At 32.4% G+C, this 18,842-nt stretch carries 11 protein-coding genes and 1 pseudogene; 11 read left to right on the top strand and 1 reads right to left on the bottom strand.

All coding sequences use genetic code 11. The features are described from left to right. Nucleotides 1-13 precede the first annotated feature (13 nt). The 3 genes and pseudogenes from P0092_RS19180 to P0092_RS19170 all read left to right on the top strand — a co-directional run bounded on the left by P0092_RS19180 (nt 14) and on the right by P0092_RS19170 (nt 3,839). The gene (locus tag P0092_RS19180; protein ID WP_004622486.1) at nt 14-952 is read left to right on the top strand and encodes a recombinase family protein; all 939 of its coding nucleotides are present in this window, start codon (nt 14-16) and stop codon (nt 950-952) included. A 5-nt stretch (nt 953-957) separates the two neighbouring features. Continuing rightward, complete coding sequence (locus P0092_RS19175) at nt 958-2,568, top strand: recombinase family protein (protein WP_004622487.1); 1,611 nt, start codon at nt 958-960, stop codon at nt 2,566-2,568. 237 nt (nt 2,569-2,805) lie between these two features. After that, nucleotides 2,806-3,839: pseudogene (locus tag P0092_RS19170) on the top strand (IS256 family transposase). Nucleotides 3,840-4,323: 484 nt separating this feature from the next. On the opposite strand, the gene P0092_RS19165 reads toward P0092_RS19170, so the two are convergent. After that, nucleotides 4,324-5,322: a phosphoadenosine phosphosulfate reductase family protein gene (locus P0092_RS19165; protein WP_004622488.1), complete on the bottom strand. Its 999-nt coding sequence runs from the start codon at nt 5,320-5,322 to the stop codon at nt 4,324-4,326. Nucleotides 5,323-5,503: 181 nt separating this feature from the next. On the opposite strand from P0092_RS19165, the gene P0092_RS19160 reads away from it, so the two are divergent. The 8 genes from P0092_RS19160 to P0092_RS19125 all read left to right on the top strand — a co-directional run bounded on the left by P0092_RS19160 (nt 5,504) and on the right by P0092_RS19125 (nt 18,831). Continuing rightward, nucleotides 5,504-5,836, top strand: coding sequence for a helix-turn-helix domain-containing protein (locus tag P0092_RS19160; RefSeq protein ID WP_004622489.1), 333 nt, complete (start codon nt 5,504-5,506; stop codon nt 5,834-5,836). A 1-nt stretch (nt 5,837) separates the two neighbouring features. Next, on the top strand, nt 5,838-7,223 hold the full coding sequence (gene dndC / locus P0092_RS19155; protein ID WP_004622490.1) for a DNA phosphorothioation system sulfurtransferase DndC: 1,386 nt from the start codon (nt 5,838-5,840) through the stop codon (nt 7,221-7,223). Continuing rightward, complete coding sequence (locus P0092_RS19150; protein WP_004622491.1) at nt 7,213-9,396, top strand: AAA family ATPase; 2,184 nt, start codon at nt 7,213-7,215, stop codon at nt 9,394-9,396. The genes dndC and P0092_RS19150 overlap by 11 nt, the downstream gene beginning before the upstream one ends. Then, nucleotides 9,396-9,782 carry a DndE family protein gene (locus tag P0092_RS19145; RefSeq protein ID WP_004622492.1) on the top strand — a complete coding sequence of 129 codons (387 nt, stop codon included), beginning with the start codon at nt 9,396-9,398 and terminating at the stop codon, nt 9,780-9,782. Before P0092_RS19150 ends, P0092_RS19145 begins: the two co-directional genes overlap by 1 nt. Then, nucleotides 9,779-10,969 (top strand): cysteine desulfurase family protein, encoded by a 1,191-nt coding sequence (locus P0092_RS19140; protein ID WP_004622493.1) that lies wholly within the window; start codon nt 9,779-9,781, stop codon nt 10,967-10,969. The genes P0092_RS19145 and P0092_RS19140 overlap by 4 nt, the downstream gene beginning before the upstream one ends. Nucleotides 10,970-10,988: 19 nt before the next feature. Then, nucleotides 10,989-12,890: a hypothetical protein gene (locus P0092_RS19135; RefSeq protein ID WP_004622494.1), complete on the top strand. Its 1,902-nt coding sequence runs from the start codon at nt 10,989-10,991 to the stop codon at nt 12,888-12,890. A 104-nt stretch (nt 12,891-12,994) separates the two neighbouring features. Then, nucleotides 12,995-16,144, top strand: coding sequence for a UvrD-helicase domain-containing protein (locus tag P0092_RS19130; protein ID WP_004622495.1), 3,150 nt, complete (start codon nt 12,995-12,997; stop codon nt 16,142-16,144). After that, a complete protein-coding gene (locus P0092_RS19125; RefSeq protein WP_004622496.1) occupies nt 16,144-18,831 on the top strand; it encodes a hypothetical protein in 2,688 nt (895 codons plus the stop codon). Before P0092_RS19130 ends, P0092_RS19125 begins: the two co-directional genes overlap by 1 nt. Nucleotides 18,832-18,842 lie beyond the last annotated feature (11 nt).

The raw sequence follows: 18,842 nt of genomic DNA, 5'->3' as shown, positions 1-18,842 counted from the left end.
GGAGTGAAACAGGATGCAAAGACATATGCCGTTAGGCTACAAAATAACAGATGGAAAAATAACAGTTGATAAAGAAAAAGCTGATATAGTAAGGAGAATATTTCTTAGCTTCACATCAGGAAAATCAATGATGAGAATATCTCAGGAGCTTACAGAGAGCGAAGTACCTAATGCAAACGGCAGTCCATCTTGGAATCACTGCTCAGTTGGTAATATACTAAAAAATATAAAATACATCGGTGATGAATACCATCCTGCTATAATAACAGAAAAGGATTACAGAACTGCTGAAAAAATACGAGAGGAAAAGGCAAGACATCTCAATCATAGCAATAATTATCTGGCAAACAGCAGGACAGATGTATACCCTTTTAGCGGTAAACTAATATGCGGAGAATGCGGTGCAATATTTAAGCGGTATACAGAGCATCATAATAAAAATAAGAAATGCAACTGGAAATGCAAGAGATACATTGTAAACAATAGAGTATGCTGCAGAAGTGCTGTTATAGATGATGCACAGCTGGAGCAGGCTTTTATAGATATATTAAGCAAGGTAATAAAGGACTTCAAATTGATATATACAAGGTGCCAGAAGTCACATGACATCTTCACTGATAAATCAAAAATAAGAAAACGGCATGATAAACCTGAACCTACATATAAATTAGGTCAGAGTTGTTCAAACCCAAGAGAAGCAGTAAGGCTGCTGTTTGATAAAGCAGCAGAGGAGTATATGAGCTGTTCAGTGGATGACTTTACATATCAGACCAATAAACTTAAAAAAATACTTAATAGACATACCTCTGTCGAAACCTTCGATGGGGGTTTATTTTTGCAGACAATACAGCATATAACTATATATACCAATGGCATACTACGGTTTGAATTCATAAACGGAGCTGCAATGGAAACAACATATAAATCAAGGAGAAAAAACAATAAGGAGTGATTGTCATGCCGGGAGTAAGAAGAACAGTATCCGTAATACCAGCAGATCCCTCATATAATATTCATAATCGTGCAGAAGAAATAAGGCTCAGGGTTGCTGCTTATTGCCGTGTCAGTACCGAGCTTGAGGAACAGCAGTCAAGCTATCAGGCACAAGTGGATCACTACACAAGAGCAATACAGACAAATCCCAAGTGGATATTTGCAGGGATATATGCGGACGAGGGTATAAGCGGAACAAATACCAAAAAGCGTGTAGAATTCAACCGGATGATAGAGGACTGCATGGCAGGAAGAATCGACATGATAATAACCAAATCCATTAGCCGCTTTGCGAGAAATACGCTTGACTGTATTTCATATATAAGACAGCTAAGGGAAAGAAACATCGCAGTATACTTTGAAAAAGAGAATATAAACACCTTGGACGGAGCAGGAGAGCTTTTAATTACCATTCTCGGAAGCCTTGCACAGGAGGAGAGCCGTTCATTAAGCACCAATACCAGATGGGGTGTTGTCCATCGTTTTCAGCAAGGGAAAATATATGTTAACCATAACAAATTTTTAGGCTATACCAAAAATGAAAATGGAGATTTGGTTATAGTACCGGAGGAGGCTGTTCTTGTTAAAAGGATATTCAGACTGTACCTTGAGGGAGAAAGTATCATAAACATAAAGAAAAAGCTTGAGGAGGAAGGAATAACGACAGTTACGGGACGAGAAAAATGGTCAACCTCTGTAATAGACAAAATGCTGAGCAATGAAAAATATATGGGGGATGCTTTGCTGCAGAAAACCTATACTGTAGACTATCTAACAAAAAAGCGGGTAAAAAACAATGGAATTGTTCCTCAGTACTACGTGGAGGACAGCCATGAAGCAATAATACCAAAGCCTCTGTATTATCGTGTACAGGAGGAAAAATCACGCCGTGCAGAGCTTCATAAAGGAAAGAAAGGAAAAGCAAAATACAGCTCGCAGTTTGCATTGACAGAAATCTTAACATGTGCTGAATGCGGAAGCCATTATCGTAGGACGACTTGGGCAAAAAACGGAAAGAAACAGATAGTATGGCGATGTATAAATCGATTAGAGCATGGAACCAAGGTGTGCCAGTATTCTCCTACACTTAAGGAAAAAAGCGTAGAAGTGACGGTCATGGAGGTAATAAACTCAGTAATAAATGGACATAGGAAGTTTACAGATACCCTCAAGGGAAATATATTAACTGCTATAAACGAAAAAACTGAGCTACCTTTACAAAAAAGCATAGATGAACGACTTTATACCTTGCAAGAACAGCTGCTTCAATATGTGGAGCTCAATGCAAAAGCAGATTCTGGTAGTAACGCATATGATACTAAATTCGAGCAAATATCAAAGAAAATATCCGTCCTGCAAAAGAAGAAAAAGGAGTTTATAGAGAAAGAAAAGCTAAGAGCAAATTATGAACAAAGGGTAGATGATATATCACAATTCCTTGACAGCAGTAATGGAATTACTCAATTTGATAATGAGCTTGTACGTAGGCTTATTCAAAGTATTAACGTAGTGTCTAAGGAAAAGGTGATTGTGCAATTTAAGTCGGGGAAAGTGGTTGAAAGTAGTTTATTATAGCGGAAAAAGAAAATATGGAGAGCTATGTTTACCAATAACATATATATAAGTAGGCAAAACTTAATGTAATGGGGTATCTTTTAATAAGAGATGGATAATTTTTCAGAAACACAGACGCTGTAAACAATTTTGTATATGAAACATAGGAAATGCTCTTTAATGGTTAACAATTTAAGTATTAACCAGAGAGGAGTATTTTTTTTGAGCGTTTTATCAAAAGAGCTTGTTTAAGAAACAATTGAGGAGAACAATTTTAAAAATCCCGGAGAAATAATATCCTTCTTAAAGGAGGCGTTTAAAGATGTTCGTCAGGAGATGATTGAAGCTGAAATGGATGTTTATCTCGAGTATTTCCGGGATGATTCACGACAGAAAATCGCAGATATTAGCAGAAACGGTTACTCAAATAAATAACTAAAGAGTGAATTTGGACCCGTGCAGATTGATATTCCAAGTGACAGAAAAGGTGAATTTGAGCCTAAAATAGTTCCCACGTACAAAAGCGATATATCAGGAATTGAGGATAAAGTGATTTCTATTTATGCCAGAGGTATTCACGACCAGGTTAAAGACCTTTATGGAATAGATATTTCTGCTAAGATGGTCAGTAAAATAACTGAAAGGATTCTTCCTAAAATAAAAGAATGGCAAGGCAGACCTATTGAGGCTGTATACCCTTTTGTATTCATGGATGCCATTCATTACAAGGCAAGAACTGATGGACAAGACATATAGTAAATAGGGCTGCTCATGTTGTTATGGGTGTAGATGTTTCAGGTAAGAAAGATATTTTTGGAATATGGATTGGAGAGAACGAATCCTCGAAGTTCTGGCTAGATGTGCTTAATGACCTTAAAAACAGAGGTGTAAAGGATGTACTCATATTCTGTGTAGACGGACTTAGAGAACTCAAAGAAGCTATTGTAGCCGCTTTCCCAAAATCCGAAATTCAGAGATGTATAATTCATCAACTAAGAAATTGCATTGAACTGTCTTGAGGACTTAAAAAACAAATGGGGTAAGGATTATCCATCCTGCATTTAAAAGCTGGGAGTCCAATTGGGAAGTCTTATCACCATATTACAAGGTTCCGAAGCAGATAGGAAAAATAATTTATACAACCAACATAATTGAGGCTACACCGAAAGTTCAGAAAGGTTACTAAAATTAAAGCCGTTTTTCCTTTTGATACTTCGCTTAAAAAATGCTTTATTTGGCATCAATGAATGTAATAAAAAAAATGGACTCAACGATACCGGAACTGGGATTAAGTCATGAGTCAATTAATAATTATGTATGATGGAAGGCTTGACTATTATATTTAAGCCTTCACAAACCAATAGCTTGTCCTCATCGCCGGACGGACTAGACCCTCAAAATACAGGTATAGGCACAGAAATAATATTATTAAAAATTATATTAAATTTTTGAGAGTTAATACTTTGGAAAATACTAAGCCATCATAAAGTTTGAAAGGAGAACGTTTCATTTTCTGTATATGATTAACATAACCACTTTTTGGGATAGTATCAAAAAACACAAATCCATCAAGGCTATATATAACGGAAATAATCCGGCCTTGACTAATTTGTGTTTTTTAATTTATATGTTATCAAGTGGTTTATGGCAAATTATTGGTAACCATATTTACACAAAATTTTAAACGCACCCTTTGAAGCTTCGTACACAAAATTATTTAAAGTCTCCTATGGAGTAAGCTCAGGCATCACTTATAGTACTAGAAGTGAAATGCTGTCAATATGTAATATTACACTCGTCAAGTATATCTTTAAAATTGTTGAGTAGATATTTATGCATTTTTGGATGGGTTATTGATAAACGTTCATATCTATTCTTGCCTTGATTATAATCGTATTCAATACCAAAACCGCAAAACATGCAGCCGTTACGCTCATAACCCATTTCATAGAGCTTTGAAATTTTTAAATTGTATAGTTCTATATATTCATATATATCATTTTCTGTCCAAAACGATAGGGGCTTACACTGATTGTCTTTTTTTACATTAAATACATTGCAACCATAGTTCATCCAATCCAGTTCTCTCTGCCGACTTTCTTCAGCTAATATACCTAAAATTGCACACTGCATACCCAGCTTTCTTGCAGCTTGCTTAATTGGTGTTTTCTTTAGTTTCTCACAACATTTATCTGAAATATTTAGGTCTTTGTAACTTAAAAAACGTTTAAATCTTCTTGTAATATAGTCAATAGAATTTTGACGTGTTTTATCAGATTTTGCACGTCGATAAGTCCTGATAGCATTTGCAACATCTTTAGAATACATCGGAAATCCATCTTCTTTTACAACTCTCTTGAAATTCCAGGGCTTTTTATATTTATCGTAAGGCTTAACAATAAGAATATTCATACCATTATGCTCTTTTTCCCAATTAATATGCTGTAATGTTTCAGGATACTCACAGGTTGTGTTTGAAAAAATATGTAGTATATTAGGTTGTAACTGTCGAACTAAATGGGATAATACTGTTGAGTCCTTACCACCTGAGTATGATACATAAATGTTGGAACCATATATATCAAAAGCTTCCTGTATAAGAATCTTTGTTTTAATAATCTTTAAGTCTAGAGGTAGAGATTTTAGTAATTCTAGCTTGTACTTCCTACTTTTTATAAACTCTCGCTTTTTTTCATAGCATTCTTTGCAATATATTTTGCCTTTGCCATAACCAAGACCTTCTTCAATTTTTTGACTGCAAATTTTGCATATCATAAAATTCACCCCATCTAAAAAAATAAACAATTAAATATTGTAATTTAGATATTATACACAATAATTTATTGTAATTCAAGTAGGTTAAACAATTATATTGTGTTTTCTTAAAGATAAATTATGTGAAATTGTATCTAAATACAATTTTTTATTGTAATATATAATTTGTGGATGTGTTAAAATGAGCTTTTCAGATAATTTGAAAAAACTCAGAAAACAATATAAGTACTCACAGGAGTATTTAGCTGAAAAGTTAAAAACCACTCAGCAAAATATTAGTCTTTATGAGAGGGGTCTAGTTGCCCCGAATATTGAAACCTTAACACAGTTAGCTGACTGTTTTAGGGTTTCGGTTGATTATCTAATAGATTATAAAAAAGACCCGAATCATACGGGATTGTCTCAAGAAGCTATTGATTTGCTTAAAATATTCGATGAACTTCCACATAACAAAAAGGTAACATCAATAGAAATTTTGAGAGTATTAAAAGATACATCGGAGAGAGAGTTGTAATATGTCAAATAGCTACTTTAACGAAAACACGCTTGAAGACTTAATGAAAGAAATAGAATACGTATATTTATCAGATAACCGTCCTTGGATAATTGGCTATAGTGGAGGCAAGGATTCAACTGTCGTTGTGCATTTAGTTTATACAATGCTATTGCAACTTGACCCTCAAAAACGTCACAAGCCTGTTTATGTTGTGTCATCAGATACTATGGTTGAAAATCCGCTAATAAAAGAGTATCTTTCAGATATGATTACCGCTATTGGAAATGCGGCAAAAAGAGATAAGGTACCATTAACATGTAAGTTAGTACAGCCTGATCCATCAAATACATTTTGGGCAAATGTGATAGGCCGTGGTTTTCCAACTCCAAGGTTAAATGGGTCATTTAGATGGTGTACAGATAGACTGAAAATAGCTCCAAGTGGCACTTTTATTGAGAATATAATTAATAAACATAATTCAGAGGTTGTAATACTTCTTGGCGTACGAAAAGACGAAAGTATTACAAGAAAAAAAAGGATTGAAGATAGAGAAATAATTGGTAAACTGCTTAATCGGCATGAAACTATTAAGGATGCGTATGTTTACCCTCCTATTGTTGAGCTTACAACAGAGGATGTATGGGATATTATATCATCCAACAATAATATAGCTGCTTGGGGAACAAGTAATTCTCGTATTATAGAACTTTACGCAGGCGCAGATAGTGGTGAATGTCCTTTTGCCGGAGTATCTAGTAAAAATGAACAAACTCAGAGCTGTGGGCAATCAAGATTCGGTTGTTGGATTTGCACTGTTGTAAAAGAGGACAAGTCACTCAATGGGTTTATTCGATCAGGGCATAGAGAACTTATTCCTCTTGCTGAGTTTAGAAAATGGCTAATTTCAATTAGAGATATTGAAGCTAACAGAGAAAAAAAACGGCGTGATGGTAAAGTATATTTTACCCCGAGTGGCAAGATTGGTCTCGGACCATTCACATGGGAAATGCGTAAAGAAATTTTAACAAGACTTTTGAGATTGCAAGAACAAATTAATTATGAGCTTATCACAATTCCAGAGCTTAAAGCTATAGATAAAATTTGGGATGATGAACTTGACCTTACACGCTTAGAATTGGTCAATTTATATTATGATGTGACTGGTAAAAAGCTGCCATGGCACGACCTTAAGAAGCCATTGTTTGATATACCTACAATTGAAAAACTTAGTAATTATGCAGAGGAATATGATGTACCCATTGATTTAGTAAAAAATTTGATTTTTGTGACAACCAAAAACAAGCATTTTTCAAACCCCAAAATTCTTAGGGGTAATTTAGAAAAGTCTTTGACTCAGCAATGGTTGCACGCCAGTGTTTTAAAGGAGCTTGAAGATGAAGATTAATGGTATAAAAATTTGTAATATAAGCTCATTTGTTGGAGTACAAGAATTTGATTTTACTGTGACAGATAAAAAGAGTGTTGTTCTAATAGGTGGACTAAACGGTACGGGGAAAACATCTCTCTTTACTGCTATTAAACTTGCCCTCTATGGTCCACTTTGTTTTAATTATCAATACAACAGTAATATTTACCTTTCTAAAGTAAAAGAACTAATTAATCACGATGCGTTTGCTTCATCTGAAGTCAATGCTTATATAGAAGTGAACCTCGATATTCCAAATGAACGTGAGATTATTAGTTATGTAATAAAAAGGGTATGGAATTATGATGCCCAAAAGCTTAATGAAGAATTGATAGTTTTAAAAGCTGGGAACATTCTTGCAGAAGATGATATGATTTTCTTCCAAAATTATTTGTTTACAATCTTACCTCCTAATTTATTTGACTTTTTCTTTTTTGATGGTGAGCAGATTGCAGACTTTTTTGCAGCAAATAATTACAACACACATATTAAAAATGCTTTATTAACACTTTGCTCATTCGATACCTTTGAGTTAATTAGAAAATTCTGTGATAACTATGTTAATGGAGGCTATGGTACTGAAGAAGTTGATGAAGTCGCAACAAAATATCAGAAAATAACAGATGAAATTGGAAATGTTATTAAAAACATTGCAACCTTAGAAGAAGAAATTATAAATAAAAATGCAAACATAACAAAAATACAATATAAGAAGGAAGAGCTAGAAAATCAATTTAAAAACTCTGGTGGATTAAGAGAAAAAGAAATAAGTGAGCTTAATAAGCAGTTAAAAGACTTAGAAAGAATTAAAAATGAATGTAATTTGCGAATAAAATCGTTTGTGGAAAGCTCTATGCCTTTTATAATTGCAAAAAATATTGTACCCTCAATAACTAAGCAATTAAAGCTTGAAGATGAAATGCAAAAATACCAAGCTCTAGTTAATAAGCTTAATTCACAAGAGGTTTTTGGCGCTATACACTCAACAATTAGTGCTCTTAGTATATCGGACATAAACAGAGAAGACTTTATAAGTAAACTTACAATTGCTATTACTTCATCGGCAATGCCAAATGTAGATGTAGATAATTTTGTGTATTTGCATGACCTATCAAAAGAGCAACAAAGTAAAGTAGCCGCTGTACTTGAAACAATTAAGAAGTTTAACAGTAACAAGTTTATTAAAAATATAATAGCCAAAGATAAAGCATCTTCAGAATCCATGTTAATAAGTAAAAAGCTTCGTGACTCTATGGCTGATATAGATGCTCATGAATATTCTTTAAAGTTTTCAAGTCTTACCAAGGATGAGTTTGAGAGTAAAAAGATTTTAGAAAGTATGCTGCAGAATCTTGAAATGAAAAAAGAAAATCTAGTACGTCTACAAAATGAAAAAGCGCAACTCTTTGAACAGCTAAAATCTAAGACCAAGGATAAAAACGTTTATGAGCTTACACAAAGAACAAGTATGCTTATGAATAAAATGGTACAGGAGCTAACAGTTTCTAAATTTAAAGAGATTGAAATAAATATGCTATCTATACTAAAAAAGATAATGCGTAAAGAAAATTTTATAGATTTAGTTGAACTTGATAGTAATTTTAATATTTACCTTTATAAAGAACAAACATATGCCCACAAAGATCTTACTAATCTGATTAAAAACATTGGACATGATGAATTAGCAAAGCGTATAGGAAATACCGGGGTGCAAAAGTTACTTGAATTTTTCAGTATAGATTCAATTGCCAAACTTAAAAATAGTCTGAAGAGAACTGGCGACCAAATAGCATTATTTGAAGAAACCCCTATAGAGCTTTATAAAAAAATCGAATTTAATCAACTTTCTAAGGGAGAAAAACAAGTTTTTGTTTTATCTCTATATTGGGCAATTATCAAGGTTTCAGGTAATGATATTCCATTTATAATTGATACTCCTTATGCTCGTATAGATACAGAACATAGAGAGCAAATTTCAAAGGAGTTTTTTCCAACCGTAAGTAAACAGGTAATTATACTTTCAACTGATGAGGAAATTACAGAGCATTATTACTCCGTAATGAAGCCTTTTATTGTAAAAGAATATCTTCTTGAATATGATGAGGCTAACAGTAAAACTACAGTATCAAACAAATATTTTTTTAAGGGGTGATGAGAGTGGTTTTTAGACTGAAAACATCAAAAAAAACAGAGCAAATCTTCAAAGAACTTGAAAGTCGTACACATTTAAAACCATTCACTCTAGTAAAACACGCCATTGCTTGGTCAGTGAAAGAAGATACCTCTGTTGCAGATTTTAAATCAGATTCACTGGGACTTGAATTAAATCGTCAAACAATCACTGGTGATTATGATATATATTTTAAGGTTTTAATTGAGCAAGTGGAAAACCGTCAAATCAACGAGGATGATTACTTTCCTTTCTTTGTAAAAGCACATATTGATAGAGGCGCTTTAATCTTACTCGATATGTATAATCATGCTGGCAGTTTAGACAGGTATATTAAACAAACGCTAGGGGTAGGTGATACTGTATGATTTATCTTGATAATAGCGCAACAACGCCAGTTGCACAAGAAGTGTTTGAAGCAATGATCCCTTATCTTACAACAGAATATGGTAATCCATCTGGCAAATACTACGAACTTGCAATTAGAGCAAAAGAAGCAGTGGAACAAGCAAGAATAAATGTTGCTAACTTAATTAATGCAAAACCTGAAGAAATCATATTTACCTCTGGTGCAACAGAGAGTACTAATATGATCATCAAAGGTGTTTCTGATTATAAAAAGTATTATGAAAAAAAAGGTAACCATATTATTACGACTAAGGTTGAACATAAGGCTACAATAAATACTTGTAAGTTTTTAAATGGTGAAATTTATTCGAATAGTGATGCTACCTTTTTAATAGGGGGAAAACCATTAAAAGTTGATCGCGGATTTGAAGTAACATTTTTAGATGTTAATAATTGCGGGCAAATAGAGATTGAGGATTTTGAGGATGCTATTAAGGATAAAACTATTCTTGCATCAATTATTTGGGGTAATAACGAGATAGGTTCTTTAAATGATATATCAACATTATATCAAGTTTGCAAAAACCACAGTGTTCTTTTTCATACAGATGCAACACAGGTTGTTGGAAAGCTTGGTATTGATGTAAAAGATATACCGGTTGATTTTATGTCTTTTTCTGCACACAAGTTGTATGGTCCCAAAGGTATAGGCGCTGCTTATATAAAATCGGATGATTATGGAATCCCTCCTTTTTCAGCTCTTTTACATGGTGGAGAACAGGAAAGTGGTATGCGTGGCAGCACATTAGCAGTACATAATATTGTTGGATTTGGCAAGGCTGCCGAAATTGCATTGCGAGAACGAGAAGCTAAGAATAAGTTTTATAAAGAACTTGATGAAAAGATCATCAAAATCATTAGTGATTTACCTAACATAAAAATAATTGGTGACTTAGAAAATAGGATACCTGGTGTTTATAGTATTATTGTGGATAAAAAAGACTTTAACAATGAAAGGTTTCTCAAAAAAATAGGTAATAGAATTGCTTTATCAAGTGGTTCGGCTTGCACTGCAGGTCAACCTTCTCATGTGCTAAAAGCAATTGGACTTGGTGAATATACAGGAAAGGTTTTAAGAATTTCTGTCAGTTATTTAGTAAACGAAAATGATATAGGTGAGTTGTTAAGTATAATTAATCGCTTATAGAGCACAGAGGTGAGCAGAATTGGCTAAAAGTAAGATTCATATACATTTAAAAAAATTAATTGAATCTCATGATTACAAGGAAATAGTAGCTACTTTAAGTTCTATTAAGACAAGTAATGAAGTTGAATTGCTAACATCAAACAAAATAATATTAAAGCTTTATATAATGATTAGTGAAAATCCGTCTTTGGATACTTATAGAAATGAAATGTTTGATGCTTATATTAATGCAGTTGAAAAAATATCTTTTCAGCTTTCGCAAGAGCAGATGTTTTTATGGACCTTCACCGAGGATTTAGTTTCATGTAATCTTGCTTATAATAAATTGTGCAGCCAAGTGATGGAAGAAATGTTTGATTCTTCATTGGGAAAATTTGTTTCAGTTTTTGGTGCTAGAGAAAATGAGCAATATAACGCTGGAGACTTAACTAATCTGTCTGATCTACCCAAAACGCATTATTCGCTTGGTAGAAGACTTGATAATGAACGTGTAAATTTATACATATTTTCTATGGCAATAAAATATTTACAGAATGATTTATTGACAGGAGATTTTATCTGTGATCCATATATTAACTATAAAAGTGATTTTAATAAAGTTTTCGAGTTGACTAAATTAATTATGGGTATTAATACGATTTATGATAAGCTTTGTTTTGGAGAATATAAAATCAGTGCTATAGACAAAAAAGGGAATTTGCTAAAGTATATTATTGACATAAAAGACAGGCAATTGATGAATGCTAAATATATCTCATTAAGACGGGGTATTGCCCAAAGGCTATACTCTGAACATTTGCATATTCTGGACTATATGCCCGATGTAATAGATGACATTATTGAAATAGGTAAATATCTTAAGTGTACAAAGAATGAAACAGACTTGGTTTTAGATAAAATAAAAGTTCTGACTAGATTATCCGAAAATGAATTATTGTTTTTAAAGGTTTCAAAACAAGTGCAAGTTTTAATGAGAGTAATCATTGGGATATGTATGTTCTTTTTCTATGACGGTATGCTTTTGAAGAAAAGGAATAGTGTAAAAAATGAGTATGCCTCTATATTTGATATGAATTTTTTTGTCATGTATGTTTTGGAGAATAGTTTTTTAACTCAAAGCCAAATACAAGGATTTTTTAAATATTTCATAGTTAATAATCAACTTGAGGTAGGTGAGATATATAAAAAATTATCTTTACTACCGCTAATAAAAGTAGGTGAAAGCAGCTTTGAATGTTTTCATTCGTTGCCTATATGTTCTGAAGGTGTAATTAGCGTTATTTTAAATTTTATTAATTCGAAAAGTGAAATAAGCAAACAGTTCTTCAATCCAGATTTATCAAATAAATACGGAAATGAATTCAATTTACAGATCGTTGAAATGATGAAGTCTTATGGTTGGCAGCTTATTGAATTAGATGTAAAAGTTAAAGAAGGGAAGAAGATACTTTCTGATATTGATGCAATCTTATTTAAAGAAGGATTTTTGCTTGCTATACAATCAAAATCTGTAATACGTTCGGAAGATATATACAGTCATTATAAGGCAAAAGAAAGGATTAAAGAAGGAATTACACAAGCCCAAATATCTAAGAAATATTTTTTGAATGATAATGAAAGTTATCGTAATTTGCTAAAGGCTAAAAATCTTTGCTTCAATGATATTAAACAAATAATTCCCTTGGTTGTTTCAAATAGTGATATGTTTACAGGCTGGAATAATAGCGAAGATATACCTGTTGTATCTACTGATTATTTATTTAATGTAATCAGTAGATATCCAATTGATAAAATTAATAAACTCCTTAACAATCCTTATTATTTTGAAGAATATTACAAGGATCTAAGCTATAAATTCATTCCTTTAAACGCTTTTAATTTATTTTGGATTGAATATGAAGATTTATACTGTGATAATTAAAATCATCAAGTATACTGATATAAGCAATAAATAGAAATGATTAAAAAACACAAAAAACAGCTATATAAGTTTGGAAAAATACTTGCTGCTTTCGGGAGGTAAATATGGCTTTAATGATAAATAACAGAGGAACTGAATATGAAGGAGAAAAAAGGGTTTGGGATTGTCTTAAAGCTTACTTGCCGGATGATATAGTTGTTTACAACAATCTTGAAGTTAATGGTAGAGAATTCGATTTTTGTGTCATTTCTAAGGAAATTGGAATCTTAATTATTGAAGTCAAAGGTTGGAATTTGCCCCAAATTGAACGAGTCGAAAACGCGGATACGATATACCTTTTAGGGCAGAATGAACCAGTTGGTTCTCCTAAAAAACAGGCTAATGTGTACAGATATAATTTACTAAATATGATTAAGGATACTTATAATATAAGTCCTTTAGTGATTAGTATGGTATGCTATCCATTTCTATCTGAAAAAGATTATCTGAAAAAAAGACTAGATATTGTATCTGAAAAAAAATTCACCATATTTCAAGAAGATCTAGTGAGTAGTATTTCTTTGGGTAGCAAAATTAATGCTGCTTATAACTCTATGAAAACAATACCACATACTTATTTAGATAAAGCTCTGGTATGGAGTATTAGAAGTTTATTTGAACCGCTTGGGTTATACAAGGATGACAATAAAGAAATGTCACAAGACACGAAAAGCATTCCGTATTCTGTCTTACAGGTTTTTAAAAGTGAATTAGATGAAGCTCTTCTTGAAAAATTATATGAGCTGTATTTTTACGGAAGTAAGATATATCTATTTGTTTCTGTTAAGAGTGAATTACTCAAGGTAAGAAGACAGTTGAATAAGAAACTTGCTGAGAAAATGTTGAGTCCTCAAAAAGGCAACATAATTGCAAATGTAAATAAGATATGTACTAATTTTGAAAATGATAATATTGTTAGTTATCGCTGTTTTAATTTTGAAGTATACTTGATTGAAAATTTGTCAGAAGAGATTCAGGATTTAACTATTTATGAAGGTGAGTACAATGATAGTGAAAAGGATCTGATAGACATATTGAGTGTGTATACTTCCTTTAATAATAATCAGTTTTATATAGAGCATGCAGATTCAGAGAAAAACACATTGGTAAAGGCTGGGGCAGGAACAGGTAAGACATATTCAATGGTTTCGAGAATCGCATATCTGTGTAACAATAAAAATAAACCCGTTATCAGTTTGGCTGATTCAATTGCAATGGTTACATTCACAAATGAAGCAGCTAATAATATGAAGAGAAGATTGAAACAATTATTTATTAATTATTTCAATCTGACAAAGAACCCAAAATACATAAAATTTATTGAAGAAGTGGAACAAATGCAAGTTTCCACAATTCATAAATTTGCAAAGAAAATTATCCAAACTGCAGGATTTGAGTTGGGACTTGGTAAATCTTTTTCAGTCACGTCCAGCGATTTCAGCAGAGAGAAAATTTATGAGAAATACTTAGATGCTTATGTAAAAAGGAAAAAAGATGAAACCCCGGATTTCATAAATAGTTTATCAATTCCCATATATGTACTTAAAAAGTTGCTTGTGCGCTTTTCTAAGCAATTATACAACAAAAGTATAGATATAAAAAGTATTCCGACCTCAGCACTTGGTGGAAGTATTGAAGTAATGCCATTCTTAAATGAAATGATTAGTGAAGTGGTTATTGCAGCAGAAAATGAATACAGCCAAGAATTGAAAGAGCATAACATTATTAACCTTAGTGAATATATGATACTGCTTAATAATGTAATTAATGAAAACTACAAAACACTTGATGATTTTAAGTACAAGTATTTATTCGTTGATGAATTTCAAGATACGGATGATGTTCAGATTAGTTCATTTTTGGGCTTGCAGGACATTGTTGGATTTAAACTCTTTGTTGTTGGAGATTTGAAACAGAGCATTTACCGCTTTAGGGGTGCAACCATTGGAGCTTTTGATAAGTTAAATTATTCGTATGATACTTGGGAGGAGTATTCACTTAACACGAACTACAGAACTGATAGAAGATTATTAGAAAAGTATGATGATATCTTCGCCCAAATAGGTAGGCAGGGATACTTGCCTTTTGTTTCAAAAACAGATAATTCTAAGAATAATGATTCGCTTAATAGTGACTTGGAGTTCGATTTTTCAGAGAGTGAATTAATTCGAGTCATTGACTGTGATGAAGATACAGTTGACTTATATAACAAATTATTTGATGAGATAGAACATCAACGTGATTTGATGGAAAAGCTAGGGAGAGAAAAGAAACTAAACCGTGAAGAGGCCACTGTTGCTATTTTAGTGCGGGAAAACTGGCAAATTGAAAGCATTATCAAAGAGGCAAAAAAAAGAGGCGTTAGGGTGGAAACACAAGTTGGAGGTGACCTATTTCAATTATCTCCAGCTATTGATTTTTATAAACTTGTATTAGCTTTAAACAATCCGCTTGAGCCTATATATTTATTTAATTTAATATGTTCAAATAACATTGGTATAACAGTTGATATTCAGGGGCTCTATAAGAAAACAAAAGAACAACAGATTATATATCTTATTGATATATTGGACCAATATTATTTAGCTACTCTTCAGATGAGTTGGAGAGACATAATACTGAGCCTTCAGAATAATCCGGTTTTAATGGTGCTAAAGCGTATTTTTGATAAATGTAAACCCTGGTTAAATTATAGTGATAATGTGGATGAGCAGAGATTCTATAAAGTTAACTATGAACTTGTTTTGGAAAAAATCATCAAGAGTCATAGTGTTGATTACCTTACATTAAATTATATTTGTAACAGCCTTAAAATCAATATTACAACCGAACAAGAGGAAATGGCAAGGGAGATTATTGATTCTAGAGATGAAGTGAAATGCACGGTATTATGCACAACGATTCATAAGTCAAAAGGTCTCGAGTATGGATGTGTCATGTTGCCCTATACATATCATAGGATTGATGATTATAAAAAGGCTGATCTGGATGTTATTTATTATGAGGGAAAACTGGGATATTCAGTAAAAATTAATAAGAAGAAGTACAACAATAATAACTATAACCGAAATTTTGAGATAAGCCAGAGAATACAAGAAGAAGCGCGTGTACTATATGTCGCTTTAACAAGGGCAATACATAATTTTGTATGGTTCAGAAATGTTAGCGAAGAGGCAGGACTAAACTGGAGTAAACTATTGGAGGGCAAAACGTGATGTCAATGCAAATATATACATATAGCAATCCATACGAAATTGATAGAGAACCGTTTTGGAATTTGATAAAAAATTGTCCTCAGTTTTGTGTATCGCAAACAATGGTAAATGGATTAAGTGAAATCTATTTAGAACTAAGGCATGGTAAACTTTCTACAGTAGACCGCTTAGTAACATCTTTATATGACGAGTGGTATGACAATACAGAACTATATATTGAGCAGTATGCGACTATCGACAATATTATTTCAAAAGACAAAGGAATATCAGAAGACATAAGGCGTTCATTGTCTTTTAATAAAAAGGATCTTTTAGATAGCATTAGGCTTTTATGTGAATTGGGTATAGAAGTTAATAAAATAGATAGAGTAGAATTAAGTAGACAACAGTTATTTTTAGTTGGGCTATATAATAGAGTTATAAAAAGCTATGGCATATTTAAATTCGATAAGGAAAGAAAAAATACACAAATTGAGGCTGCAATAAAGTCTGCACTTATGGATGCCAATAAGGGTTCAATTAGTGATGAAATTAATACCAACACGATTGTGTTTCATGGTATACATCAATTTACACCTATGATCTTAAAAAGCATAGAGGAAGTCAGTAAGTATAAAAATGTAGTCCTTCTATTTAACTATCAGCAACAATATAAAAATATATATCAAACTTGGATAGATGTATATTCTGCATTTGATATTCCGCTGCACAGCCAATTTAATAATGAATTTAAAGCAACAGCTTTGCTTCCGCTAAGTTATCAAGGTAATTTGTTAGGTGAAAAAATTGGACAATTATCAGAAGGCAGCGATAAACTTTTTCAAGCTGAATTTAGTAATATTAGCGTTTTGGAATTTGATAATGTTACAGAGTTTGCTGGATATGTTGCTGAAGAGTATGAGAGTGCAGCCAAGATATTCGATGAAGCAAATGATGATGAAAAGCAAAGGCGCTCTGTCCTTTTTTATATGAAAGAACAGTTTTATTCAGTCAACAATGAAGTTAATGATATTTTAAAAATATACTTTCCAGAGCAGTTCGGGGAACGGCATTTCCTCTCATACCCCATTGGACAATTTTTTATTGCGATAGCAGATATGTGGAATGAAGAAACTGGAGAGCTGCTTATTAAAAATATGAATAGCATTGTGGAATGCTTAAATTCTGGCATTATCGTAGAAGAGAGAAAAGGAGAACTAGTATCAGTATTTAATAAGACAAGCATCTATTTTAGTAGAGAAGAAAACATCGAGGCTATTATTAGTAAATTGAAAGCGTTACAAATCAGAATTAAGAGAATCGGAAGAAAATCACTACGGAATGATAGTAATGAAGGTGAGTTAAGTAGACTGAACTATTATAATGTATCAGTCGAGGAACTGAGCCGATTGATTACCGGACTTGAAGAATTAAATGAAGTTGCACATCTATTTTATGAAGATTTTGAACAGGAAGAAGCAAATTTTAAAACATTTTATTCAAGAGTAAAGGAGTTTATTCAGAATAAGATTCTTATAGAAGATAAACTTGAAAAAGATTTTAAAGATATTATTGTTCGATTATTAAGTCGTTTAGAGAAGTCAGAAAGAATTAAGACCAGTGGAACATTTTCGTGTTTAAAAGAGACAATGAGCTTTTATTTGAAGCAAGAAAGCAAGAAGGGTAACAGTGCAAATTGGATTGTAAGAGATTTTGAACAAATTGATGGAGATGTACTTAAAAGTATAAATCAACCCGATGATATTATATATCATTTTTGCTGTGTTTCTGATGCAGATATGAGCACATCTGTTGGGCTAAAGATGCCTTGGCCTTTAGACTTGCATTTTTTTGAGCTGGCATATTTACCATATGATTGGAAATATCAAGTTTTTATAAAATCATTAAAAGAGTATAAGAGTTTTAAAAAGTATGCGTTAGTGTATGGTTTACTATTTAATCGTCGCAAATTCAAATTGAGTTATGTGAAAAATGAAAATGAAATATGCAATGAAATGTACTACGCATTTAAGATATTAGGATTAAGGCCAGGGAATAGTCCAAGTAATGAAAAGAATAGCCAGAAGCAAAAGGTGAAAGTAAACCAAAGCCCTTTGAAGGTGGACATGCGATTGGAAAGTAATGATTATTATAGATGGCGTATATGTAAATACAGGTTTGCACTTGAAAGTATTATTGAAGGAGGTACAAAGTATAAAGAAAAGTTTCTAATACTGAAGTACATGGAAGTTCTAATAGAGAATTACGTAAGGGAAGAGTTGCAAGGGAAACGATATTTGGAACAGGATTTAGATAAAACACTAGATGATTCATATGAAAGCATTAAGGAAAAGTTTCAATTTGCTATAGAACTTGATAAAATAGATATAATTGCAAGGGCTAAGAGATATATTATTGAAAATATTGTAAATCCCAATAATAATATCTTCCCAGTAATTGATGATAATTCATTAACACATATGAGAAAGAAATGTGATTTTATTAATGTTAAGTTAAGTCGCGAAGAAGACAAGGACACAAATATTTTGAGAGATAAACTACGAACATGCAATCAAAAGGAAATAGATGCAGCACTTAATAACAATACGCTAATAAATGTTGATTTTACTACATCGGTTGACCTGTGGTGCCAGTATTGTGCAAATAGAGAGATATGCCTAGAATGCTTTAAAGTTATTGCGGATTAATGTACATGGGG

The organism is Ruminiclostridium papyrosolvens DSM 2782 (assembly GCF_029318685.1).
GTDB classification, from domain to species: domain Bacteria; phylum Bacillota; class Clostridia; order Acetivibrionales; family DSM-1351; genus Ruminiclostridium; species Ruminiclostridium papyrosolvens.
The sequence above is the reverse complement of the archived record's forward strand: the minus strand, read 5'-3'. Positions and strand labels throughout refer to the sequence as shown.